The organism is Arthrobacter dokdonellae (genome assembly GCF_003268655.1).
Taxonomy (GTDB): domain Bacteria; phylum Actinomycetota; class Actinomycetes; order Actinomycetales; family Micrococcaceae; genus Specibacter; species Specibacter dokdonellae.
On sequence record NZ_CP029642.1, the window covers coordinates 1,020,247 to 1,043,827 of the forward strand.

Annotated in this window: 17 protein-coding genes and 1 tRNA gene; 7 read left to right on the forward strand and 11 right to left on the reverse strand. The window is 68.2% G+C overall.

Features of this window, described 5'->3' with window-relative positions; genetic code table 11:
- Positions 1-85: 85 nt before the first annotated feature.
- Genes DMB86_RS04640 through DMB86_RS04650 form a run of 3 tightly spaced genes read right to left on the reverse strand, consistent with a single transcriptional unit; the run spans position 86 to position 2,446 of the window.
- The gene (locus tag DMB86_RS04640) at positions 86-529 is read right to left on the reverse strand and encodes an RrF2 family transcriptional regulator (protein ID WP_113716761.1); all 444 of its coding nucleotides are present in this window, start codon (positions 527-529) and stop codon (positions 86-88) included.
- 3 nt (positions 530-532) lie between these two features.
- A complete protein-coding gene (locus tag DMB86_RS04645) occupies positions 533-1,009 on the reverse strand; it encodes a hypothetical protein (RefSeq protein WP_113716762.1) in 477 nt (158 codons plus the stop codon).
- A gap of 24 nt (positions 1,010-1,033) precedes the next feature.
- Complete coding sequence (locus tag DMB86_RS04650) at positions 1,034-2,446, reverse strand: phosphomannomutase/phosphoglucomutase (RefSeq protein ID WP_113716763.1); 1,413 nt, start codon at positions 2,444-2,446, stop codon at positions 1,034-1,036.
- A 239-nt stretch (positions 2,447-2,685) separates the two neighbouring features.
- On the opposite strand from DMB86_RS04650, the gene DMB86_RS04655 reads away from it, so the two are divergent.
- Positions 2,686-4,812 (forward strand): RecQ family ATP-dependent DNA helicase, encoded by a 2,127-nt coding sequence (locus DMB86_RS04655; RefSeq protein ID WP_171814584.1) that lies wholly within the window; start codon positions 2,686-2,688, stop codon positions 4,810-4,812.
- A gap of 65 nt (positions 4,813-4,877) precedes the next feature.
- On the opposite strand, the gene DMB86_RS04660 is transcribed toward DMB86_RS04655, so the two are convergent.
- Together DMB86_RS04660 and DMB86_RS04665 are read right to left on the reverse strand one after the other, a co-directional pair.
- Complete coding sequence (locus DMB86_RS04660; RefSeq protein WP_113716765.1) at positions 4,878-5,636, reverse strand: SDR family NAD(P)-dependent oxidoreductase; 759 nt, start codon at positions 5,634-5,636, stop codon at positions 4,878-4,880.
- On the reverse strand, positions 5,633-6,520 hold the full coding sequence (locus DMB86_RS04665; protein WP_113716766.1) for a fumarylacetoacetate hydrolase family protein: 888 nt from the start codon (positions 6,518-6,520) through the stop codon (positions 5,633-5,635). The genes DMB86_RS04660 and DMB86_RS04665 overlap by 4 nt, the downstream gene beginning before the upstream one ends.
- A 206-nt stretch (positions 6,521-6,726) precedes the next feature.
- Here DMB86_RS04665 and DMB86_RS04670 point away from each other — a divergent pair, with 206 nt between their 5' ends.
- Genes DMB86_RS04670 through DMB86_RS04690 form a run of 5 tightly spaced genes read left to right on the forward strand, consistent with a single transcriptional unit; the run spans position 6,727 to position 11,544 of the window.
- Positions 6,727-8,082, forward strand: a complete 1,356-nt coding sequence (locus DMB86_RS04670; RefSeq protein WP_113716767.1) for an L-fuconate dehydratase — start codon at positions 6,727-6,729, stop codon at positions 8,080-8,082.
- A gap of 4 nt (positions 8,083-8,086) precedes the next feature.
- A complete protein-coding gene (locus DMB86_RS04675; RefSeq protein WP_113716768.1) occupies positions 8,087-9,391 on the forward strand; it encodes an alpha-L-fucosidase in 1,305 nt (434 codons plus the stop codon).
- Positions 9,391-9,702 (forward strand): L-rhamnose mutarotase, encoded by a 312-nt coding sequence (locus tag DMB86_RS04680; protein WP_113716769.1) that lies wholly within the window; start codon positions 9,391-9,393, stop codon positions 9,700-9,702. The genes DMB86_RS04675 and DMB86_RS04680 overlap by 1 nt, the downstream gene beginning before the upstream one ends.
- Positions 9,699-10,667, forward strand: a complete 969-nt coding sequence (locus tag DMB86_RS04685) for an aldo/keto reductase (RefSeq protein WP_113716770.1) — start codon at positions 9,699-9,701, stop codon at positions 10,665-10,667. Before DMB86_RS04680 ends, DMB86_RS04685 begins: the two co-directional genes overlap by 4 nt.
- A complete protein-coding gene (locus DMB86_RS04690; protein WP_227878599.1) occupies positions 10,660-11,544 on the forward strand; it encodes an amidohydrolase family protein in 885 nt (294 codons plus the stop codon). Before DMB86_RS04685 ends, DMB86_RS04690 begins: the two co-directional genes overlap by 8 nt.
- A gap of 24 nt (positions 11,545-11,568) precedes the next feature.
- On the opposite strand, the gene DMB86_RS04695 is transcribed toward DMB86_RS04690, so the two are convergent.
- The 5 genes from DMB86_RS04695 to DMB86_RS04720 all read right to left on the reverse strand — a co-directional run bounded on the left by DMB86_RS04695 (position 11,569) and on the right by DMB86_RS04720 (position 16,656).
- A complete protein-coding gene (locus tag DMB86_RS04695; RefSeq protein ID WP_113716771.1) occupies positions 11,569-11,877 on the reverse strand; it encodes a hypothetical protein in 309 nt (102 codons plus the stop codon).
- A gap of 169 nt (positions 11,878-12,046) precedes the next feature.
- Positions 12,047-12,718 carry a FadR/GntR family transcriptional regulator gene (locus DMB86_RS04700; protein WP_113716772.1) on the reverse strand — a complete coding sequence of 224 codons (672 nt, stop codon included), beginning with the start codon at positions 12,716-12,718 and terminating at the stop codon, positions 12,047-12,049.
- 825 nt (positions 12,719-13,543) lie between these two features.
- Entirely contained in the window at positions 13,544-14,044 is a 501-nt protein-coding gene (locus tag DMB86_RS04710) for a helix-turn-helix domain-containing protein (protein WP_129545464.1), read from the reverse strand.
- Between the two features lie 244 nt (positions 14,045-14,288).
- Positions 14,289-14,376 (reverse strand) — tRNA-Ser (locus DMB86_RS04715).
- Between the two features lie 102 nt (positions 14,377-14,478).
- Positions 14,479-16,656, reverse strand: a complete 2,178-nt coding sequence (locus DMB86_RS04720; protein WP_113716775.1) for a prolyl oligopeptidase family serine peptidase — start codon at positions 16,654-16,656, stop codon at positions 14,479-14,481.
- Positions 16,657-16,762: 106 nt separating this feature from the next.
- Here DMB86_RS04720 and DMB86_RS04725 point away from each other — a divergent pair, with 106 nt between their 5' ends.
- Entirely contained in the window at positions 16,763-18,739 is a 1,977-nt protein-coding gene (locus tag DMB86_RS04725) for an FAD/NAD(P)-binding protein (RefSeq protein ID WP_227878600.1), read from the forward strand.
- Positions 18,740-18,843: 104 nt separating this feature from the next.
- Here DMB86_RS04725 and DMB86_RS04730 read toward each other — a convergent pair whose 3' ends face one another.
- A complete protein-coding gene (locus DMB86_RS04730) occupies positions 18,844-23,361 on the reverse strand; it encodes an ExeM/NucH family extracellular endonuclease (RefSeq protein WP_227878601.1) in 4,518 nt (1,505 codons plus the stop codon).
- Positions 23,362-23,581: the final 220 nt, after the last annotated feature.

The following is a 23,581-nucleotide window of genomic DNA, read 5'->3' on the forward strand; positions in this document are numbered from 1 at the left end:
AAAGTAGCATTTGAAATACGACATTTAAGACCGGCAAGTCCGGCGAGTTCTACAATGTGTAGAAAAATCCGCGGAATGGCGCGGTTCAGCCCGCCCGGCGTGTGTGCAAGGTCACGGGGACGGGGCCGGCCTGCCGGGACCTGGCGAGGCTGGCAATCGTCACAGTGTCGAGGGAGGCGTAAAATGCCTCGCGGGCCTGGTTGAGCGCTCCGCGCAGCCCGCAACCGTGAGCCAGGGGGCAGTCGCCGCTTTCGGACTCGCACGCGGCGACATCCGCGCGGTCGTCCAGGACGCGCAGGACGCCGCCCACCGTTGCCTGCAGGCCTTCGTCGGAGATGCGTACGCCTCCGCTGCGGCCTCGGACGGCGACCAGCATGCCCATCTGCCGCAGCCTCAGCACGGCCTTGCTCACGTGGTTGTAGGGGGTGTCGACCAGTTCCGCCAGCTCACGGGTGGTCTGCAGCTCCGAGGTGGCGGAGAGCAGCATGAGCAGGCGGAGGCTGACGTCTGAGAAGGCGTTGATGCGCAACGTCTAGGCCCAGATCTGCTTTTCCCCGGGCTCCAGGAAGGGGTTGCCAAAGTCCCATCCGCCCGGCGTCTGGCGGTAAGGTCGGACGGCGGAGACGCTCACGCCGCCGCTGTGCTCGGCCATGACGTGGATGGCATCCGTGGCATCGTCCGGCAGGTGGATGTCGCAGACGACGGCGGCGGCACGGTTCTGGTCCTTTTGTTGCGCCAGCGCCTCAAAAAGGTCGGCGATCATCGCGTCCGCGTCCAGTTCGGTCTCCTGTTCGCCGTCCACGGTGTTGGGCGACACCGCAACGAGACTGATATCGCCGTCGTTGCCGACCACCAGGGCAACGGGCACGAACGCGCCGTGGGCTTCGATCTGGTCGCCGGCAACGCCCAGGGCGGTGCCGATCAGCTTGTTGAGGTCGTCCCGGACCTGCTTGTCGACGGCGTTGTCAACGGCGCCGCCGTCGGGCCCGTCGGTGGTGCTCTCATGCATGCGTTGCTCCTGGAAGGGTGTAAGTCACTGGCGCACGAGCGCGAGCACGTCGTCGCGGATGTCCGCCATGGTGGTGGCGTCCACGGCCTCGGCGTTCAGGCGCAGGAACGGTTCGGTGTTGGACGCGCGCAGGTTGAACCACCAGCGCCCGTCCGCCGCGGTGAACGTGAGGCCGTCGAGCTCGTCGATGGTGACGTCGTCGCGCGTGTAGGCTTCCCGGACCCGGGCCACGGCGGCGGGGACGTCGGCCAGCTGGGAGTTGATTTCGCCGCTGGAGACATAAGGCTCGTATTCGCGGCCCAGCTCGGAGAGCGGTCCGTCCTGCTCGCCCAGGGCGGCGAGGACGTGCATGGCGGCGAGCATGCCGGTGTCCGCGTTGAAGAAGTCCCGGAAGTAGTAGTGCGCCGAGTGCTCCCCGCCAAACACGGCTCCCTCGGCAGCCATCGTGGCCTTGATGAACGAGTGGCCCACCCGCGTGCGGACGGCACGGCCGCCGTCGTGGGCGATGAGTTCGGGCACCGCGCGGGAGGTGATCAGGTTGTGGATGACGGCGGGATGTTCCTCGCCGCCGGCCTTGGCGCGGGCAATTTCCCGGCGCGCCACGAGCGCGGTGACGGCCGACGGCGAGACGGGCGCGCCGAGCTCGTCGATGACGAAGCAGCGGTCCGCGTCGCCGTCGAACGCCAGGCCAATGTCCGCGCCATGCTCGACGACGGCTGCCTTCAAGTCGCGCAGGTTGGCCGGCTCCAACGGGTTGGCGGGGTGGTTCGGGAAGGTGCCGTCCAGCTCAAAATACAGGGGCACGATCTCAAAGGGCAGGCCGGGCAGGAGGGTGTCGCCCAGGACGGCGGGCGTGGTCATGCCGGCCATGCCGTTGCCGGCGTCCACCACGACCTTCAGGGGGCGTGAACCGGAGAGGTCCACCAGGGTGCGCAGGTACGCGGCGTACTTTGCCAAGACGTCGGTGTCGGCGATCGTGCCTTTCTCGCCGGCGGGAATGCCGTCGGCGAGGTACTTCTGGGCCAAGTCCCGGATGTCCATCAGTCCGGTTTCGGAGGAGACGGGCACCGCGCCGGCCTTGGCCATTTTCATGCCGTTGTATTGAGCCGGGTTGTGGCTGGCCGTGAAGACGGCACCGGCGGCTTTCAAGGCGCCGCAGGCAAAGTACAGTTCATCGGTGGAGATCAGCCCCAACAGCTGCACGTTGGCGCCGCGGCCCGATGCGCCCTCCGCAAAGGCCTGGGAGAAACCGGGGGAGGAGGGGCGCATGTCCCCGCCCACCAGCACGGTTTGCCCGGCAAGTTCGAGCACGTCCACGAAAGCCGCGCCCACGGCTTCCACGGACGCGGCCGTAATGGTCTCGCCCACAATGCCCCGCACGTCGTAGGCCTTGAACGACAGGGACAGGTCAACGGGTACATTCTCTGCGCTAGTCACGCCTCCATGCTACCGGCTGCCCTATCCGTCCGGGCCGGTTGTCCACAGGCTCTGCATGCAGGTCCTCCGCGGGGCCTTCTGAGCAGCGGTTCCTCCACAGGTCTTCGCGCCGACGAGCTGTCCACAGGGTGGCGGCCCGCTGCTGTCAGCGGACCTGCGCGTCGGTGGCCACTGGGATACTGGATGGCATGACACCTAGCGAGTACTCCCAGGAGACGAACCCCCCGACTGCCGTCCGGATGGCCGAGCCTGTCACCACCCGTGCCGAGGCGCTGGAGATCCTTCGCCGGCTGGTGGGCCGCGCGGACGCCAATTTCCACGAGGGGCAGTTTGAGGCCATCGAGGCGCTGGTCGACGCCGGGCGCCGGGCCCTCGTGGTTCAGCGCACCGGCTGGGGGAAGTCGGCGGTGTACTTTGTCTCATCGCTGCTTCTACGCGCCCGTGGCGCCGGGCCCACGCTCATCGTCTCGCCGCTGCTGGCCCTGATGCGGGACCAGGTGGCCGCCGCCGGGCGGGCCGGCGTGCGGGCCATGGCCATCAACTCCGCCAACGCCACTGAGTGGGGCGCGATTTCAGCTGCACTGGCGGCTGACGAGGTGGATGTGCTGCTCGTGTCGCCGGAGCGCCTGACCAACCCGTCCTTCCGGGAAAACCAGCTGCCCACGTTGATCCGGCGCACGGGCCTGCTGGTCATTGACGAGGCCCACTGCATTTCCGACTGGGGCCACGACTTCCGCCCGGACTACCGCCGCATTGCCGACCTCATCGCCCAGTTGCCCGCCTCGGTGCCGGTGCTGGCCACGACGGCCACGGCCAACTCACGCGTGGTTGCGGACATAGAGGACCAGCTGGGCGCCGGCGTATTCACCATCCGTGGAGCCCTGGCACGCAAGTCCCTGCGGCTGGGCGTGCTGAGACTGGCTGATTCCCGCGACCGCCTGGGGTGGCTGCTGACGCACCTGGCAGACCTTCCGGGCAGCGGCATCATCTACACGTTGACGGTTTCGGCAGCCGAAGACACGGCACGGCTGCTGGCCGAGGCCGGACATGTGGTTCGCCCCTACACCGGGCGCACGGACCCCATGGACCGTGAGTCGCTTGAGGAGGCGCTGAAGAACAACCAGGTCAAGGCATTGGTGGCCACGAGCGCCTTGGGCATGGGGTTCGACAAGCCCGACCTGGGATTCGTGGTCCACCTGGGGGCGCCGTCGTCCCCGGTGGCGTACTACCAGCAGGTGGGCCGTGCCGGACGTGGCAGCGCCAACGCCGACGTCCTGCTGCTTCCCGGCACGGAGGACGCGGAGATCTGGCAGTACTTTGCCACGGCGTCCATGCCCTCGGCGGAAAAGGCGACGGCCGTTTTGGAGGCGTTGGGGGAGGCGGCCAGGCCCATGTCCACCCCCGCGCTGGAGGCCCGCGTGGACTTGCGTCGCACGCCGCTGGAACTGCTGCTCAAGGTGCTGGGCGTGGACGGTGCCGTGCGCCGTGTGTCTGGCGGCTGGGAATCCACCGGGCAGCCATGGACCTACGACGCCGATCGGTACCGGCGCATCGCCCAGGCCCGGGTAGATGAGCAAGACTCGATGGTCGAGTACGAGCGGATGACCGGCTGCCGGATGGAATACCTGGCCGCGGCCCTGGACGATTCCACGGCGGCGCCCTGCGGCCGCTGCGACGGGTGTGCCGGACGCTGGTTCCGGACGGACATCGGATCCGGTGCGGTCGCCGCCGCCAGCGAATCACTGAGCCATGCGGGCCTGCCCGTCGATCCACGGACCTTGTGGCCTACGGGCATGGACAGGCTCGGCGTGCCGGTCAAGGGCAAGCTCAAGCCGGAGGAGCAGGTGGCACCGGGAAGGGCCCTGGCCAGGCTCACCGACCTCGGCTGGGGCAACGCGCTCCGGGCCATGTTTGCCGCCGGCGGCGCGGACGCCCCGCTCGATCCGGCCATGGCGAAGGCCGTGGTGGCTGTGCTGCGCGACTGGGGTCAGGCTCGCTGGGCCGGGCAGGGCCGTCCTGTGGCGCTCGTGTCGATGCCCTCGCGGGGCAAGCCGCAGCTTGTGCGCTCGCTGGCGCAGGCCATGTGCGAGATCGGCCGGCTGCCCTACCTGGGTGAACTGTCGCTCGAGTTTGGCGGTCCCACCGGGGAGCGCGGCGGCAACAGCGCCTACCGGCTGGCCGGTGTCTGGGACAGGTTCAGCGTGGGCCCCGAGCTGGCCGCCGCCATCACCGCCTACCCCGGAGGGCCCGTCCTGCTCATCGACGACCTCGTGGACAGCCGCTGGACGATCACCGTCGCCGGCCGCGCCCTCCGCCAGGCCGGCGCCACGCAGGTCCTGCCGCTGGTCCTCGCCCAGGCCGGGTAACCACCCTCCCGTTGAGGGGACGCTTCCCCCGGCCCGCGGCGGCAGACTGGGCCGCCGCGGTGCGGCTACTGCCCGGCGGGGCGCAGGCGGAGGGCCTGCATGCCGCCGTCGACGGCGATGGAGGTGCCGGTCGTGGAACCGGACAGCGGGCTGGCCAGGTACACGACGGCACCGGCCACCTCCTCGGCGCTGACCAGGCGTCCGTGCGGCTGGCGGGCGTTCAGCGCCGCACGCTCAGCCGCGGGATCCGGGGCGGAGTCCATCAGGCGCCCGATCCACGGGGTGTCCGCCGTGCCGGGGTTCACGCAGTTCACCCGAATGCCCTCGCGCAGATGGTCGGCAGCCATGGCCTGCGTCAGCGACAGCACGGCGCCCTTCGTGGCCGAGTACAGGGCACGCTGGGGAAGCCCGGCCGTAGCCGCGATGGAGCAGGTGTTCACGATCGCGGCGGAGGCGGACTTGCGCAGCAGCGGCAGTGCTGCGCGGGACACGCGGACCATGCCAACCACATTGATGTCCCAGACGCGGTGCCATTCCTCGTCGTCGTTGGACTCGACGGTGCCCTGTGCGCCGATGCCGGCGTTGTTGACGACGATGTCGATGCCGCCAAAGGCGGCGACCGTGCCGTCGATGGCGGCGCGCACGGAAGCGTCATCGGAGACGTCGCAGGCGAAGCCCAGCTGGCCTTCGGGGAGGTCGGCGGGGTTCAGGTCAAGGACTGAAACCTGTGCGCCCTGGCCCTGCAGCTTGGCCGCAATGGCCGCGCCGATGCCGGAGGCCCCGCCCGTGACGACGGCCGTGAGGCCTTTCATGTCCTGGCTCATTGTGCCTCCTTGGCGGTGGTTCCTGCTCGGAAGAATTCCTGGCGTTGGCGGCCGAGCCCGGCAATCTCGACCTCCACGACGTCGCCGTCCTGGATGTAGGGGAAGCGGCCGGAGAGCGCCACGCCCTCGGGCGTGCCGGTGAGGATCACGTCGCCGGGCTCCAGCACCATGTACTGGCTCAGGTGGTGGATCACGGTGGGCACGTCGAAGATGAGGTCGGAGGTGTTGGAGTCCTGGCGGGGCTCGCCGTTGACCCAGCTGCGCAGGCGCAGGTTGCCGGCGTCGACGTCGGCGGCCGGGACCAGCCAGGGTCCGATGGGGGTCGACTTAGGCAGCGACTTGCCCTTGGTCCACTGGCCCGCGGCGCCGGGGAGCTGGTATTCGCGTTCGGAGAGGTCGTTGGCGAGCACGTAGCCGGCCACGGCCGAGGCCGCCGCCTCCACGCTGTCCAGGTAGCTGACCTGGCGCCCGACGACGATGCCGAGTTCCACCTCCCAGTCGTACTTGGCGGAAAGCGGCGGGATCGGCGAGGCATCAAACGGGGCGGCCACGGTGCTGTTCGGCTTCAGGAACACCACGGGGATGGCGGGTGGCTCGGCGCCGGATTCGGCGGCGTGCGCGGCGTAGTTCATGCCGATGCACACCACCGTGTTGGGCCGGGACAGCGGGGTGCCGACCCGGAGGGCGTCGGCGCCCGCCAACTCCGGCAGTTCTCCGCGGACGACGGCGGCGCGCAGTTTCGTGATCCCGTCGCCGGCCAGGAAATCACCATCGATTTCGGCGGTCAGGGGGCGGGCGTCATAGGTGCGCTCCACTCCGGTGGAATCGGCGACAATGACGACGGGGACTTCCTGTCCCGGCTCGCCAAGACGTGCAATCTTCATGGGTTTCTTTCCTCTGCGGCCGCGAACAGGCGGCCTTGGTTCGAAGGTGATACCAAAAGGCCCGCTAACATCTGAGCTTTTGAGCAACGATACCCGCTCCTTGGCACTTAATCGTCAATTATGACCATATTGACATGCGAAACATCAGATGTTTAGCTGAGTTCAAGCCTGTTGTAATTCCCGCAACCATTTTTAGGAGCACCCCAGTGAGCACAGTCATCGCCGTGGAGACCAGCGACGTCCGGTTCCCGACGTCGCGCGAACTGGACGGCTCGGATGCCATGAATCCGGACCCGGACTACTCGGCGGCATACCTTCGCGTCGTGACGGACGGTGACGACGGATTGGAAGGGCACGGCTTCGTCTTCACGATCGGCCGCGGAAACGACGTCGAAACGGCGGCCATTGCGGCGCTCTCGCCGTATTTGGTGGGCCGCAACGTCGAGGATCTGCTCGCCGACATGGGGGCCACGTACAAGGAATTCATCAACGATTCCCAGCTGCGCTGGCTCGGGCCCGAGAAGGGCGTCATGCACATGGCCATCGGGGCGGTGACCAACGCGCTGTGGGACCTGAAGGCCAAGCGCGCGGGCCTGCCGTTGTGGCGGCTGCTGGCCTCCATGACGCCCGAGGAACTCGTCAACCTCGTTGACTTCCGCTACCTCAGCGACGCACTGACCCGTGACGAGGCGTTGGAAATCCTGCGCGCCGCGCAGCCCGGCAGAGACGAACGCACCGCCACCCTGTTGGCCGAAGGCTACCCCGGCTACACCACCACGCCCGGCTGGCTGGGATATTCCGACGAAAAGCTCACGCGCCTGGCCCGGGAAGCCGTGTCCGACGGCTTCACGCAGATCAAGCTCAAGGTCGGTGCCGACCTGGCAGATGACGTTCGGCGCCTGCGCACCGCACGCGCCGCCGTCGGGCCCGACATCAAGATCGCGGTGGACGCGAACCAGCGCTGGGACGTGGCCGAGGCCATTGAATGGATGGGCCACCTGGCACCGTTCGACATCGCCTGGATCGAGGAGCCGACGAGCCCGGACGACATCCTGGGCCATGCCGCGATCTCCCGAGGCGTGGCGCCGATCCCCGTGGCCACCGGCGAGCACGCGCAAAACCGCGTGGTGTTCAAGCAGATGCTGCAGGCCGACGCGCTGCAGGTGCTGCAGATCGACGCCGCCCGCGTGGCCGGCGTCAACGAGAACATCGCCATCCTCCTGCTGGCCGCGAAGTTCGGCGTGCGGGTGTGCCCGCACGCCGGTGGCGTCGGGCTGTGCGAGGCCGTCCAGCACCTGTCCATGTTCGACTTCGTGGCCGTCTCCGGCCGGAAGGAGGACCGCATGATCGAGTTCGTCGACCACCTCCACGAACACTTCATCACCCCCATCGACGTCCACGCCGGGTGTTACTGGCCGCCGTCCGCGCCCGGCGGCGGCAGCGAAATGCATGCTGCCTCGCTGGCCGAGTTCAGCTTCCCCGACGGCGGCTTCTGGGCCGCCGACGCGGCCGGGGACGCCCGTGCAACGTCCAGCTCAATCCCCACCAAGGAAAAGGTGTAAGCGCATGCCCTCACAGGTCCACATCGACCACGCCCCCTGGTTCACGGAGTCCAGGCTCGGAATGTTCGTGCACTGGGGGCTGTATGCCATGGCCGCCAGGCACGAATGGGTCATGAGCTTTGAACGCCAGTCCGTGGGGGACTACGAGGCCTACTTCAAGCACTTTGACCCCGACCTGTACGATCCGCGCGAATGGGCCGGGCAGGCCAAGGCCGCCGGGATGGAGTACGTGGTGCTGACCACCAAGCACCACGAAGGATTCTGCCTGTGGGACACCAAGCTGACGGACTACAAGGCACCCAACACGCCGGCCGGCCGGGACCTGATTGCCCCGTACGTTGAGGCGCTTCGTGAAGCCGGGCTCAACGTCGGCTTCTACCACTCCCTCATCGACTGGCACCACCCGGACTTCACCATCGACGACATCCACCCGTTGCGGGACGCCCCCAATGTCGAGGAGCTCAACGCAGGCCGGGACATGGCCGTGTACCGCGACTACCTGCACGGCCAGGTCCGCGAACTGATGAGCAACTACGGCCAGATCGACTACCTGTTCTTTGACTTTTCCTATGCGACGGGCCCCATGGCCGCCCGCTACCCGGGCAAGGGACGGGACGACTGGGACTCGGGGAAACTCCTGGAGATGGTCCGTGAGCTGCAGCCGGGCATCATCGTCAATGACCGCCTGGACGTGCCCGGCGACTTCGTCACGCCCGAGCAGTACCAGCCCTCCGGCGCCATGATGAGCGGCGGCAGGGAAGTGCCGTGGGAGGCGTGCCAGACCCTTAATGGCAGCTGGGGCTATGACCGCGACAACCTGGACTGCAAGTCAGTGGACCTCCTGGTGCGCATGCTCATCGACGGCGTCGCCAAGGGCGGGAACCTGCTGCTGAATGTGGGTCCCACCGCCCGTGGTGAGATCGACCCCCGTGCGGCCGGGGCGCTGGCCGGCATGGGGGAGTGGATGCGGGCCCACGACCGCTCGATCCGCGGTGCGGGAAGCACGTCCCTGCTGCCGCCGGCCGACTGCCGCTACACCCGGCGCGGAAACCGCCTCTACCTCCACCTCTTCGCCTGGCCGCTGAAGGTGGTGCACCTGCCCGGGCTCGCCGGAAAGGTCGGCTACGCCCAGTTGCTCAACGACGGATCCGAGATCACGATGGAAGCACTGGATCCGTCCCAGGCGGCACAGAACACCCAGCCCGGCGGCCAGCCCGCCGGCACCCTGACGCTCAAGCTCCCCGTGCAGCGGCCCAACGTTGTGGTGCCGGTCATCGAGCTGTTCCTCAACGACGAAAGCGAGTCCTGATGCAGACGATCGCCCTGCACACCCGGCTCAAGCCGGGCAAGGAATCCGAATACGACTCCGTCCATGCCCGCATCAGCGACGAGCTGGACGCCGCCCTGCGCGCCGCGGGCGTGGCGAACTGGAACATTTGGCGCAGCGGCCGGGAGCTTTTCCACGTCGTGGAGGTCGCCGACTACCAGGCCATGCGCCGGGAACTCGCCGCCAACCCCGTCAACATCGCCTGGCAGGCCGTCATGGCTGGGCTGCTCGAGGTCGAGGACGACTACTCGGGCGAGGACATGGGCCTGGCGAAGGTGTGGGAACTGCCATGAGCCTCCCCGACCTGGGCCGGCTGGGCTTCGGTGCCGCGGGCATCGGCAACCTGTACCGCGCCATGGACGACGACGTTGCTGCCGCCACCCTGGGTGCCGCCTGGGACGCGGGCATCAGGTATTTTGACACGGCGCCGCACTACGGGCTGGGCCTGTCCGAACGCCGGCTGGGGGCCGTGCTGGCCGCCAAGCCGCGCTGGGAGTTTGTCATCTCCACCAAGGTGGGGCGCATCCTGGAACCCGCGGCCAACCCCGACGGCGCCAGGGACAGCGAGGGCTTTGACGTCCCCGCCGACACCGTGCGCCGCTGGGACCCGTCCGAGGCGGGCATCCGCCGCAGCATCGAGGACTCGCTGGATCGCCTGGGCCTGGAAACCATCGACATCGCCTACCTCCACGACCCCGACGTCTATGACCTTGACGCCGGCATCACCCAGGCGCTGCCGGCACTGGAAAAGCTGAGGGCAGAGGGGCTCGTGCGCGCGATCGGCGTCGGCGCGAACTCCGCCGACGCGCTCGCCGCCTGCATCCGCGGCGCGGACCTGGACCTGGTCATGCTGGCCGGCCGGTACACGCTGCTGGAACAGCCGGCCGCAGCGGACCTGCTGCCGCTGTGCGCCGAGCGGGGGGTGGGCGTGGCCAACGTGGGCGTCTACAACTCGGGGCTGCTGGCCCGCCCCGTGGTCCCGGAGACCGCCAACTACAACTACGCCCCGGCCCCGGCGGACATCCTGGCCAAGGCCCGCGCGCTGGCCGCGTGCTGCGCCGACTACGGCGTTGAACTGCCGACGGCTGCGCTCCAGTTCGCCGCGAACCACCCAGTGGTGCGCACCGTGGTCGTGGGGGCGACGTCCCCCGCCCAGATCACCCAGACCGCCGAGCGCATGGCGGAGCCCGTCCCCGCCGCGCTCTGGGACGAACTGGCTAGAAGAGGGCTGACAGCCGGGGGGCCGGACCGTGCCTGATCCCGCGGCCGAACCCCGGGCGCGCGGGGCGGGCGACGGCGTCGTGCGCGTGGACGCACACCTGCACCTGTGGGAGCTGGCTGACGGGCGCTACGCGTGGCTTGCGCCGGAGCACGGGCCGCTGTACCGCACGTTCACGGCCGAGGAGGCCCGGGAGACGCTGGCCGCGGCCGGCGTGGGGCGGGCCATCCTGGTCCAGGCCGACGACACGGCTGCGGACACCGAGGCCATGCTGGCAACTGCGGAGGCGCATGACTTCATCGCCGGTGTGGTCGGGTGGCTGCCGCTGGAGGATCCGTCAGCGTTCGAAAACACGTTGGGTGCGATGCTCCAGAACCCGCATTTTTGCGGTGTCCGCACGCTCATCCACGACGACCCGCGGCCGGACGTGCTGGACCGTCCCGCCGTGCGCCAGTCGCTGGGCTTGCTGGCTGCGGCGGGGCTGGCGTTTGACGTCCCCGACGCGTTCCCGCGGCATCTGGGCCAGGCGGCCACGGTGGCCCGTGACTTCCCGGGGCTGACGGTGGTCCTTGACCACCTGGGCAAGCCGCCCCGGGCCGGCTCCGATGCGGACATGGTCGAGTGGGAACGGCAGCTGCGAGCCCTGGCCACCCTGCCCAACACCGTCGCGAAAGTTTCCGGGCTGCACTGCGCCGGGACGGAGTTCTCCGCCGCCGCGCTCGAGCGTGTGTGGACGGCCGCGCTGGAGGCATTCGGACCCGACCGGCTCATGTTCGGCGGGGACTGGCCGGTCAGCCTGCTCGGGGCGAGCTACGCGGACACCGTCGGCACCATGTCCGCCCTCACGGCAACACTGTCGGCGTCCGAAAGGGGCCAGGTCTGGGCCGGCACGGCGCAGCGGGTCTATACAAGGTGAGGCCCCGGGGGCGAAGCCGTCCGTCTAGGCTGCCAGCAGTCGCGGTGCGTCCGGTTCGAGGACACTGATCCGGCAATCGGTCTGGAGCGGGTCGATGCGGACCGGCAGGCGGCCCTCCTTTGAGCAGGCATGGAGCTCTTCCAGGACGTCCCCGGCGACCCGGGCGTGGCTGACGTCAAGGATCAGGGCCAGCGTGGGCATCAGCGACTTGGCGCGCCTGGCAACGACGTAGAGCGCTTGGACGTTGCTCCCGGTCACGGCGCCCCGCGCCTGAACCTGGACCTTGGCGCTGTCATGGTCGATCCGCACGAGCACATGGATTTTGGGGGTCATGATCCAACTTCCGTCCATCGGTGGCCGCGACGCTGCGGCTACCGCCAGCCTAGGCGGTGATTGTGACGTGGGCAACAATGTGACGGCCTGTTTGGAGTCCCTGCCGGATGCCGGCTTCGCATGCCGGCGGCGCCGGACGGCCGTCGTCGTGCGTTTGCCGCAGACGGGTCTACAGCGCCTGCCGGAGCCAGTGCTCCACGCCGCTGATGTGCACGGTGAGCAGGGCGCGGGCCAGCTCGGCGTCCCGGCGTTCGAGCGCCTCGATGATGGCCGCGTGCTCGGCGAGCGTGCGGTCCACGGCCTTTTCCTGTGTCAGGCCGCGCCAGATGCGGGCCCGGACGGTGCTGCTGGAGAGCCCGTCCAGGACGCTGGCCAGGTAGGAGTTGTTGGCCGCGGCGGCGATGAGGCCGTGGAAGACCAGGTCGTGCTCGACGAGGGTCTCGACCCTGGTGTCGTCATTGATGTCCGCCATCGTGGCGCGCAGGGCGGCAAGCTGGTCTGCCGTGATGCGTCCGGCGGCAATTGCCGCTGCTGCCGGTTCCAGGATGCGGCGCACCTCAAAGATGTCCAGGATGGACTTGTCCTGGTGCAGGTCCACGATGAACGTCATGGCCTCGGTGAGCAGCTTGGGCTCCAGGCTGGTCACATAGGTGCCGTCCCCGCGGCGCACGTCCAGCACCCGGATGATTTCCAGGGCCTTGACGGCCTCGCGCAGTGAGCTGCGGGAAAGGCCCAGCTTTTCGCTCAGTTCCTTCTCGGGCGGGAGCCGGTCCCCGGCGCCCAGCTCGCCGGAGAGGATCATGTCCTTGATCTTCGTGATTGCCTCGTCGGTTACAGCCATGGGCCCAGTCTATTGGTCCGATGTTTATTCGGGGTGCAGGCGCGGGGCTGAAGGGACCCGGCGGCAGCAGCGGCGGCCCGCGCCGGACTCGGCCCACGGGGTGTCGACTCGCTCGCAGGGCTCGCTGCTCGACCGCCGGAAGCCGGCGAGCAAAAGGCACCCCTGAACCAGTCAGGGGGGCCTTGATGATGCGGAGACGGGGGGATTTGACCCCCACGAAACCCCTAAAACACGCGGTTTTTGTAGGGTGTCGATAAGACTACCGTCTACTACGTTAGAGAGTGTCCACTTCGTTAGACAGCAAGTGTTACCGACGGTAACGCGGTCAAACGTCCCACGCGACGCCGATACACCGCCGCGCACACACATCCATGAACAGCTGCTCCGCCGACTCCAAACCCACCACCCGCGCCAACAGAATATTCTCCGACACACCCAACGCACGGGCTTTCTCCGCCGTCGACCCACACGACACAAACGCTGCCAGCAACGCAGGCAAAGAAATCAACCGCCGCGCCGTCAACCGATCCACCATCACCTCCCGCGCCACTTGCACCGCCAACGACGGCGCCCCGCCCATGCCCCAATATCCGGTGAATCTCCTCAGGCGCAATCGTGTTCCGCTGCGTCTGCCGCGTCGCCCGAGGGTCGACCACGACCGCGCCACTGTCCGGGTCAAAATACCCGCACTGATCCCCTGCTAAGTCCTTGTATAAGACCCTGCCCATAACATCCCACAAATCCCCAGCGGCCCCCAGTGGAACGCTGGAATAAGTGTGTGCCAGGACACTGACAATACCGGCCTATTCGGGCAATGAAACGGCATTAACTTTTGCGGGTCTTCGGGTCCTTGATCTCCCGTGCCGCCGCCAGCCCGCAATCCCAACGGGACGGCACCGGTGACAGCACCTTCCCCGGCTCATTGTTACGCGGCTCGGCAAGCATTTCACGCCACCCCTCCATGCGCCGGATAACCTCCGTCAACAACTCCAGATCGTCTAGTTCGGCTGCGCGTGACGCCGGCTCGGGAATTTCCCGCCCGTCCATGTAATCCATGTCAATCTCCGACGGGTCAGTCTGCCCCGCCTCCGCAGCATCCAACACGTCATGGATGACGCCGTGCCGCCAGGCCAGCGCCTTCTCCATCTTCAGCTGCGTAGGGATCGACGGCTCAGTCCGCCCGAACTCGAACGTCTTCACTGTTGAATCGGACCCGATGCCCGCCTCGAAGGCGAACGGGGCGCGCCCCATGCCCCTCTCTCCGCGTCGTTGGCGTGCGAGCCGGCCAATGTGGGCCAGCATCCGGTCTCTGTTGTTTGTGCTCATGGGTCAACCATCCCAGCCGTGACCGGGTAGCAGCAAACATTTTTGGCACCCCAAATAATCAGACACGCCGGAAAAACCACAGTGTAATTTTGTGGTACTGGGGTTCTAAATACCCGTCCCCACGTGCGCTTTCACTGCCACTCACCAATTGCTACCCAGTGACCCCTTGACAGGACGCGGTAACACATCGGGGGCCGACGGTAACTTTCTACCGCCGACCCCCTTCTGACCTGCGCTTTTACAGCGGAGACGGGGGGATTTGAACCCCCGGTGGAGTTGTGCCCCACACTTCATTAGCAGTGAAGCCCATTCGGCCGCTCTGGCACGTCTCCAGCGCTGGCCGGGGTAGAAGCCCCCGGCCAGCATCCCAAACTTTACCTAGTGGAAGGGGTACAAAGCAAAACGGGGGCCGCGCCGGACAAGGGACCCATTTCCTACAACCCGCCGGTCAGCGCCCGCCAGAGGAATTCGTGGGAGGCCGTGTGCAGCCGGGCCGCCTGGGCATTGTTTCCGGCACCCGCATGCCCGCCCTCCAGCGCCTCGTGGAACCACACAGGAATCCCCCGCGATTCCATCCGGGCAGCCATCTTGCGGGCCTGCACGGGCCCCACCCGGTCATCCGACGTCGCCGTCCAGATGAACGCGGGCGGGTAGTGGACCCCGGGATGCAGCAGGTGGTATGGCGAAAACGTCCTGATGAACTCCCACTGCTCCGGCACGTCGGGGTCGCCGTACTCGGCAGTCCAGGACGCCCCGGCGGACAGCTTCGTGTACCGGCGCATGTCCAGCAGCGGCACCCCGCAGGAGACGGCGCCAAACAGTTCAGGGTATTGCGTGAGCATGTTGCCCACCAGCAGCCCGCCGTTGCTGCCGCCCGCGCAGCCCAGGTGTCCGGGCCGGGCCACGCCGCGGGCCGCCAGGTCGCGGGCCACGGCGGCAAAGTCCTCATAGGCCTTGTGCCGCTTTTCCTGAAGCGCCGCCGTGTGCCAGTCCGGCCCGTACTCGCCGCCGCCGCGGATGTTCGCCACCACGTACACGCCGCCGCGCTCCAGCCCGTCCACCACGGCCCGGCGCTCCAGCCAGCTGCGCCCCACGGCCCCGCTGTACGCCGGCGTCCGCGAGACCTCGAAGCCTCCGTAACCGCCCAGCAGGGTGGGGTTGCCGCCGTCGAGCACCAACTCCTTCGGGCCCACCTGGAAGTACGGGATCCGCGTCCCGTCCAGGGACACGGCGAAGTGCTGCTCCACCGAGTACCGCGCCTCGTTGAAGAACGACGGCGCCTCCCGCACCGCCGCTGCCCGCACGCCGCCCGGCAGCGTTCCCCGGTACACCGTGGACGGGGTGAGGAAGCCGGTGGCGACGAGCCAGTAGTCGTTTCCGGACTCCTCGTCCTCGTCGTCGACGGCATAAGCGTCAACGGAGTGCAGCGCCGGGCACGCGTCCAACTCGGTGGCCGCCCAGCCGTGCGCCGGGTCCAGCACCAGGATCTTGGAGGAGACGTCCTCGAGCAGGTTCAGCAGCAGGAAGTCCCGGGTCCAGCTCCACGACTGCAGCGACTGCGCGGCCGTGGGCGCGAAGATCGTGCGCACGCCGCGGTCGCCGGCCAGGAACGCATCGAGTTCTATGGCCAGCAGCGTCCCGGCGGCATGGACGGCACCGTCAACGGCCCAGTCCGTGCGCGGGCGCAGCAGCAGCCACTCCTTGTGCAGCGAGACGTTCATGTCGTCGGGGACGTCGATGTTGACCCAGTTGTCCCCCACCCGCAGGTAGCTGCGGGAGTTGAAGAAGTCCAGGACGTCGTAGGCCACGTCGCGCTCAAATCCGGGCGTGCTGCTGTGCGAAACCCCGCCGCTGAGGTGGTCCAGCGGCACGGAGAACAGCGGCTCCTTCGCCGCCAGCTGGTTCAGCGATTCGCCGCGTCGCAACACGCGTGCAGCCGCCGGATAGGAGGAGGCCGTCATGGAGCCGGGACCCGTGTCCGTCCCCACATAGAGCGTGTCCGCATCCAGCCAGCTCAGACGCGTCTTCGCCGTCGGCAGTTCAAAGCCGTCCGGCACGAAGGTGCGCGCCTGCAGGTCGAATTCGCGATACGTGACGGCGTCGCCGCCGTCGGGGGAGAGTGCCACCATGGCCAGGCGGTATTCCTCCCCTGCCGCCGGACGCAGGAGCGACGCCCCCGCCCACAGCCACTCCGCGCCGTCGGCTTCGCTGAGCGCATCAACGTCCAGCAGCAGCTGCCAGTCCGGGCTGCCGGAAGCGTAGCTGTCCCAGTCCGTGCGCCGCCACAATCCGCGCGGGTTCGCCTCATCCCGCCAAAAGTTGTAGTACCAGTCCCCGTGCTTGGACACCATGGCAATGCGGTCCTTGGAGTCGAGCACCTCCAGCACGGAAGCCTCCAGCGCGGTGTAGGCCGGGTTCACCAGGGCGGCGTCGGTGCGGGCGTTCCTCTCCCGGACCCACGCCATCGCGGCGTCCCCCTGGATGTCCTCCAACCACAGGTTCTCATCAAAGGGCTGTTGAGCCACACCGGCCCGGGCGGGCTCGACCACGGCCCCGGCAGGCTGCGCGGCAGGGGTGGACGGGGCCGTGGCGTCACTATTCAGCTGGGTCATGGCCCCATCCTAGGCAGCGGCGCGGCGCAGTCCCGCAGTGCCGCCGCGGAGGCAGCGGTGCAGAAGCGCCGCGGCGGCGGTCTAGGCCATCAGTTAAGCTCAAGGGGTGGATTCCTTGGGCGGGCAGGCAGTGGTCATTGTGGGGGCGGGTCCCCGCGGCACGTCCGTCATGGAACGGCTGCTGGCTCGGCACGCGGCGGCGGCGGAAAGTGCACGGGATGCCAGAAATGCCGCATCGCCGCATCGCCCCCTGCACATTCACCTGGTAGATCCGTTCCCGCCGGGACCGGGCCACGTCTGGCGCACGGAACAATCGCGGCTGTACCTGATGAACACGCAGTCCTTCTTTCCCACGCTGATCCCGGACCAGGGCGTTGCCGCGGCGCCGCTGGCCGGCTGCAGCTTTGACGGTTGGCGCGAGCAGATGCGCGCTGCGCCGGACCCTGTGCTCAGCGACGGCGACCGCACCGAACTCGCCGCGCTCGCCTCCACCGGCTTCCCCAGCCGGGCCCTATATGGCCGCTACCTGTCCTGGTGCTTCACACGGCTGCTGGAAAAGCTGCCCGACGGCGTCCAGGTCACCGTCCACGCGGACGAGGCCAAGCGCGTGGCGAGGGACCATGAACAGGGCGGGTACGGCGTCGAACTCCTCGGCGGGGACACCCTGCGCGCGGACAGCGTGGTCCTGGCGCTGGGGCATGTGGAATCGCGGCTGAGCCCGGCGCAGCGCGAACTGCGGGACGAGGCGCGCAGGCACGGGCTGACGTACCTGCCGCCGGCCGTGCCCAACGACGTGGACTGGGACCAGCTTCCCGCAGGTGGAACCGTCCTGGTGCGCGGGATGGGGCTGAACTTTTTTGACGTCTTGGGCCAGCTGACGGAGGGCCGGGGCGGCCGCTTTGAGGCGACCGGCCGCGGCCCCGGCGACGCACTGGTGTACCGTGCCAGTGGCCGGGAGCCGGTCATCGTCGGCGCTTCCCGGCGCGGGACGCCGTACCGTGCCAAGGCGGAGCTTGCCAGCAACTACCCCGCGGGGGTGGAACTGCGGTTCCTGTGCGAGGAGGCCGTCACACGGATCCGCGACATGGGCGCGACGGCAGGATTTGACCATGACATCTGGCCGCTGTTGCACCGTGACGCGCTCTGGGCGTACTACACCACGCTGGCGCGGACCAGCCCCGGTGCCGTGAGCCCGGACCTGCTGCCGGAGCTGGAAGCGCTGCTGCACGCCGGGCACGGCGCCGATGCCCGGGACTGGGCGGAAAACCTCAAGTCACTGGAGGCCCGCCACGTGGCCGAGGGCTCCGCCCTGGACCTTCCTGCCCTGGCCCGGCCGCTGTCCCGCCATCCACTGCGCCCCGGGGGGAAGCATCGCTTCGGCTCGCAGGCCGAGCTGGATGCCGCCGTGCTGGCCTACTTGTCCGACGACGCCGCCGGCTCGGCCCGCGGCGAGGACGACCCGGTCAAGATGGCCATTGGTGCCCTGAACGCCGGCCGCGCCGTGATCAAGTCCCTCGTCGCGGACGGGGGCATCACCCAGGAGTCGTGGCTGGGCGAGCTGCGCGGCTGGTTTGAAGGGTTCGTTGAAGGCCTGGCCAGCGGGCCGCCGGCGCTTCGCGTGGAGCAGCTGGCCGCGCTGGTGCGCGCCGGGGTGGTCCACTTTGCCGGCCCGGACCCCGTGTTCCGGATCCACGACGGACTCTTCACCGCCAGGTCCCCGTGGGTGGCGGATGATTCGTGGCACGCCCGGCACCTGGTCGAGGCCCTGGCCCCGGCCAACCGCATCCAGGGCACCGCGTCCCGGCTGCTGAACAACCTGCAGGCCGACGGGCTGGTCCGGCCCCGCGTCATGCTGGCGGCCGACGGCGGGCCCGTCGTCACGAGCGGCCTGGACGTCACCGCGCCGCCATACCGCCCGCTCGACGGCGCGGGTCTGCCGGTTGCCGGGATGTACGCGCTGGGGCTGCAGCTTTCCTCGGTCCAGTGGGGGACCGCCATCGCGGCCCAGGCCAATGCGGAATACCGCAGCGGCTACCGCACCGTGCTCGACGCCGACGCCATCGCCGCGGACATCCTGGCGTAGCGCCCCCACCACGGCAGCTGACCCGCAGTAGTTGTCGAAAAACGCCTCGAAATCGCGTTTTTTCGACGACTACTGCGGGTCAGATTTTTAGGTGCCGGCCGGCGTCAGACGCAGGCCTTCTTGCCCGGGTTGGGCTTGCACTGCTCATTCGGGTTGATGATGCGCACGGGCAGCTCCACCGTCGTCCCGCTCGGGGCCGCCGTGATGGCGATGGTGCCGCTGGTGCGGGCGTCCGCCGGCATCTTGAACGCGACCTTGGCGGAGCCGTTGGTCACGCCCGCCGTGTCCACCACGGTGCGCTTGCCCTTGCTATCGGTGAACTCGACCTTGACGGCCGTGTTCTTCGGGCTGCCCAGCGACGTCAGGTCCAGCTTGTTGACCTGGAAGCTGACGGCGCCCTTGGCATCCACCGTGGCGGGGTTGCCCTCAACCTCGACGCCGCGGCGTGCGAAGTCGGGGGCAATCGGAGCCTTGGCGGACTGTTCGCCGAGGTACTTGATCCAGGCGTCGCGGTCGATGAGGCCGGAATCCTTGGTGCGGGTGCCTTCGGTGAACACGCGGAAATTGTCCCCGCCGGTGGCCAGGAAGCTGAACGTGCCCACGCGGTAGCCGCGGGACATGTCCAGCGGTGCGCCGTTGATGGTGACCGAGGTGATGTGGTCCCCGAGCTTCCGGGTGGCGTCGTACGTGTAGGACATGTTGGAGGACAGGCCAAGGTTCAGGAACGGGCGGCTGGGGATGCTGCCGTCCGCGTTCGTCTGCCACTGCTGCTCCAGCATGGTCTTCACCTGGGCGCCCGTCAGGGTGGTGGTCCACAGGTTGTTCACGAACGGCAGCACCGCGTTGGCGTTCGCGTAGCTGACCACGCCGTCCGGGATGCCCGCATTCCTGTACAGCAGGTCCGCGCGAAGGCCGCCGGGATTGACAACGCCGATCTCCGCACCGCCGGTTTGCGCCGGCTTCAATGCATCGAGGAGGGCGTTGCCCACCAGGTTGCCCAGGGTGGACTCGCTGGCGCGGTCGTCACGGACGTACTGGCCAGTCTCGGCGTTGAACGTCCGTGCCGTGGTGATGTCCGCGGCGATCCGGCCCACCGGCACGCTGCCGGCCACCTTGGCGTCGGCCAGGGCCTTGTCCGTGATGGCCTTGACGGCGGCCACGCGCGGGTAGGCGCCGACCAGGGCCGCGTCGTCGGCCGTCGTGCGGGCCACGTTGCGCTGCGTGTACGACTTCACCTGGTGGGTGGTGGCGTCCACGGACAGTCGGACCTGGCCGATGAACTCGCCGTAGCTGCCGGTCTGGAGCACGGGGCGGGTCTTCAGCGCGGCGTCCGCGGATACGCCTGGGATGGGTGCATCCCACGCGTACTGCTTGTGCGTGTGGCCGGTAAAGATGGCGTTGACCGACGGGGAAGTCTTGTCCACGATCTCGGCGAACGCTCCGCCTGCCGCGATTTCCTGACCCAGCGTGGCGCCGTCGGGCGTGCCGGCGCCGGCACCCTCGTGGTACTCGGCCACGATGACATCGGCCAGCTTGCCGTCGGTGATCTTTTGCGCCACCCGGTTGACAGCCGTGACGGGGTCGCCGAAGTCAAGGTTGGCGATCCCTGACGGGGTCACAAGGGCGGGCGTCTCCTGCGTGATGGCGCCGATGACGGCCACCTTCACGCCGTTGACGTTGAGGACCTTGTACTCGTCAAGCACCGGGGTGGTGGTGCCCTTGGCGTAGACATTGGCGCCCAGGTAGTCCCACTTCGCGGCCGTGCGGACCCGCCCGTCCAGGTCGGCATAGCCCTTGTCGAACTCGTGGTTTCCGACGGCGGATGCCGCCAGTCCCAGCGCGTTCAGCACGTCCAGCGTCGGCTGGTCGTTCTGTGAGGCGGAGGCGAACAGGCTCGCGCCGATGTTGTCACCGGCAGAGAGGAATGCCGTGTTCGCGTCGCCCGAAGCCGCACGCAGCTGCTCCACGGTGCCGGCAAACTTCACCGTGTTGGAGTCGATGCGCCCGTGGAAGTCATTGATGTTTAGGAGGTTGACCTCCTGGGTGCTTCCGGCCGCCGGGGGCATCTTCAGTCCCACCACCACCGGGTCGTGGTCGGAGGCCGCAAAGGGGGAGGCATCGTAGAAGTTGGTGACGTTGTTGTTGTAGCGGCTGTAGCCCATGGCGATGGACTCGGCCGAGTTGATGTTCCAGATGTCCACGCCGGTGACCAGGGATTCGGCTCCGGGGGAGGCCAGGATGTGGTCAAGGGATCCGACCATGCCGCCATAGCTGTAGGAGTGCTTGGTGGTCTTGGTGTCCTGGTCCACGTAGCCCGCGGAGGTCAGGACGTTGATGGGGTCTTCGTGCAGGTAGGCGTTGAAGTCGCCCATCAGCATGACCTTGTCGGTGCCCTGCGCCTTTTGCTGGGTGGTGGAGAATGCCAGCAAGGCCCGGGCCTGGGCCGTGCGCGCCAGGTTGGAGTTTCCCTGTCCCTGGTCGGTGTCGCCCGGGAGGGCCGAACCCTTGGACTTGAAGTGGTTCACGATCAACAGGACCTTGGACGCGTCCGGGGCGCCGGCAAGCTTGAACGACTGTGCCAGCGGCTGACGGGCAATGCCGGTGAAGGCCGCATCGTCCAGGATCACCGAATTGCCCACGGGCTCCGCGACGGCCAACTTGTAGATGAAGGCTGTGCGGATCACGTCTTCATCGGCCACGGCCGGACGGACAGCGGGGGAGCGGGCGTAGTCCCATGTGCCCGGGGCTGCGGCGTTCAGCGCAGCCACGAGGATGGACAGGGCGTTGTCGCGGTCCTTGTCGAACTTGGCGGAGTTTTCAATTTCCTCCAGCGAGAGGACGTCCGCGCCGGAGGCGTTGATGCCGGCGACGATCTTGTCCTGCTGGCGCTTGAGGTTTTCGGCATTTGCCGCGCCGCGCTGCCGGCAGCCGCCCTTGACGGTGAGGGGGTTGCCGTCACGGTCGGCGTAGAACTGGCAGGCGGGGTCTTGGTCGCCCGTGGTGGGGAAGTAGTTCTGCACGTTGAAGGAGGCCACCTTGAGGTTCCCGCCCACGTCCCTGGGCGTGGCGGCGCGGGAGTTTCCAAAGGCGATCGGCTGCACCGCGGCGGCGTTGGCAGCCGTCAGCGGTTCCAGCGGCTGGAACTTGTAGGCGTCGTTCCGGTTGTCCATGATCACGTTCGAGCTGAACTCGCCCTGCGAGCCGACCCGCATCGGGGTGCCGGCGCCCAGCCACGGCAGCGGAATGGAGGAGCCGGTGGTGGAGAAGTTGGTGCTGGCGCCGTCGTCGAGCTTGATGCCGCGGGCGGCGTTGGCCGCTACCTCGGCGGCGTAGGCCGCCGAGCCGTACGGAGCCACGGCGGTGGGCTGGACAAGCGCCGTCGTGCCTGCGGCCAGGCCGATCTCGCCGTAGCTGCTCAGCGAGTAGTTGTCGGTGATCGTGAAGGTGCCCTGCGGGGATACGAGCATGCCCTCAAGGGTTTCGCGCTCCGCGTCAGTCGCCGGCAGCGTCTTCAGCACCGTCGCCTTGACCTCCGGGGCGGGCTCCGCCAGCTGCGTCATGTCCCCGGCGGCAACGTTGATCTCCGTTGTCTTGTTCGCGTCCGGTGCCGAACCAAATTCGGAGACCAGGCCAAAGACCCGGACGTGGTCCCCGATCTTGACGTTGCGGACCGTGGCGGGCGAGTAAACAAAGACTCCGTCCGACGACTTGTGTGTGGCGGGGTCCAGATCGCCGCCGGTGCCGGGCGTCTGGATGAAGTAGCCGTTGAAGCCGCCGTCGGGGTAGACGGCCGTGACCTTGCCCTGGGTGGTGACGGTGGAGCCGACAAGCGGGCTCGCGGCGCCTGTTCCCTGGACCTCGGCGATCGTCTTGTCACCGGCATCCGGTGGGGGTGGCGGCGGCTCATCCCCGCCGCCGGTGCCGGTGGGGGTGGGATCGTCGCGGGTGAAGTCGGCGGCGTTGTTGTCCGTGTCGGCGGCTCCGGTGCGGTTCAGTGAAGTGGTGACGCCGGCAGCTGTCGCGGCGGCGGTCTCATAGGTGTTGGACGTGCCGTAGCCAAGCACGTCGACGACGCCGGACTGGCCAACCAGCGATCCCGTGGGGAGGTCTGCCGGCAGCTTCGCGGCCTGGTCCGAGAGGATGATGGTGCCTGCCCCGGCGGCCGGGTTGATGGTGGTGCCGGTGTAGTCGGTGGCCGGCAGGTCCCGGCCGTTGGCGCCGTTGGAACCGCCGTTGACCAGGTAGAAGCCCTTGGCCTTGATGGTGCCGGCCAGCGGCGCCACGTTGCTGGGGGCGGCCAGTCCGGTGCCCGACCGGTACTGCAGCGACCAGCCGGCAAGGCTGATGTCCGCCTCGGTGGGGTTGTACAGTTCCACGAACTTGTTCTTGTAGCTGGCTCCCGCGCTGCCGCCGTTGAGGTAGGCCTCGTTGATGACCACATGGGATTGGGCGGTGACGGCGGCCGGAAGAGTTCCTGTGGGCGCAAGCGCCGCCGTCGTGCTGGGGTCCGCTGTGGCGGATCCTTGCTCGGCCTGCGCCGGCGCAAGCGCCAGCGGGGCCGCGGCGAGTCCGAATGCCACGAAGGCACCGAGTCCCGCCTTCATAAGGGTGTTGCTCGTCATGTTTCCAACTCTCGGATTCTGGCACACCTTTGTGCTGCCGGTGATGATGAACTGCCTGCCTCGGAAGCCAGCCAAAGCCGAAAGCCGGTCCCTGGACTCCTGCAGGAACGTGTTTGAGCCAAACACATAGGTGTGAATCAACCATGAACACAGGGTGTTGGTCAAGGAAACCCAGCCTTTATACAGGAAATGGTGGTAAGCACCCGCCGTTCACGCCCGC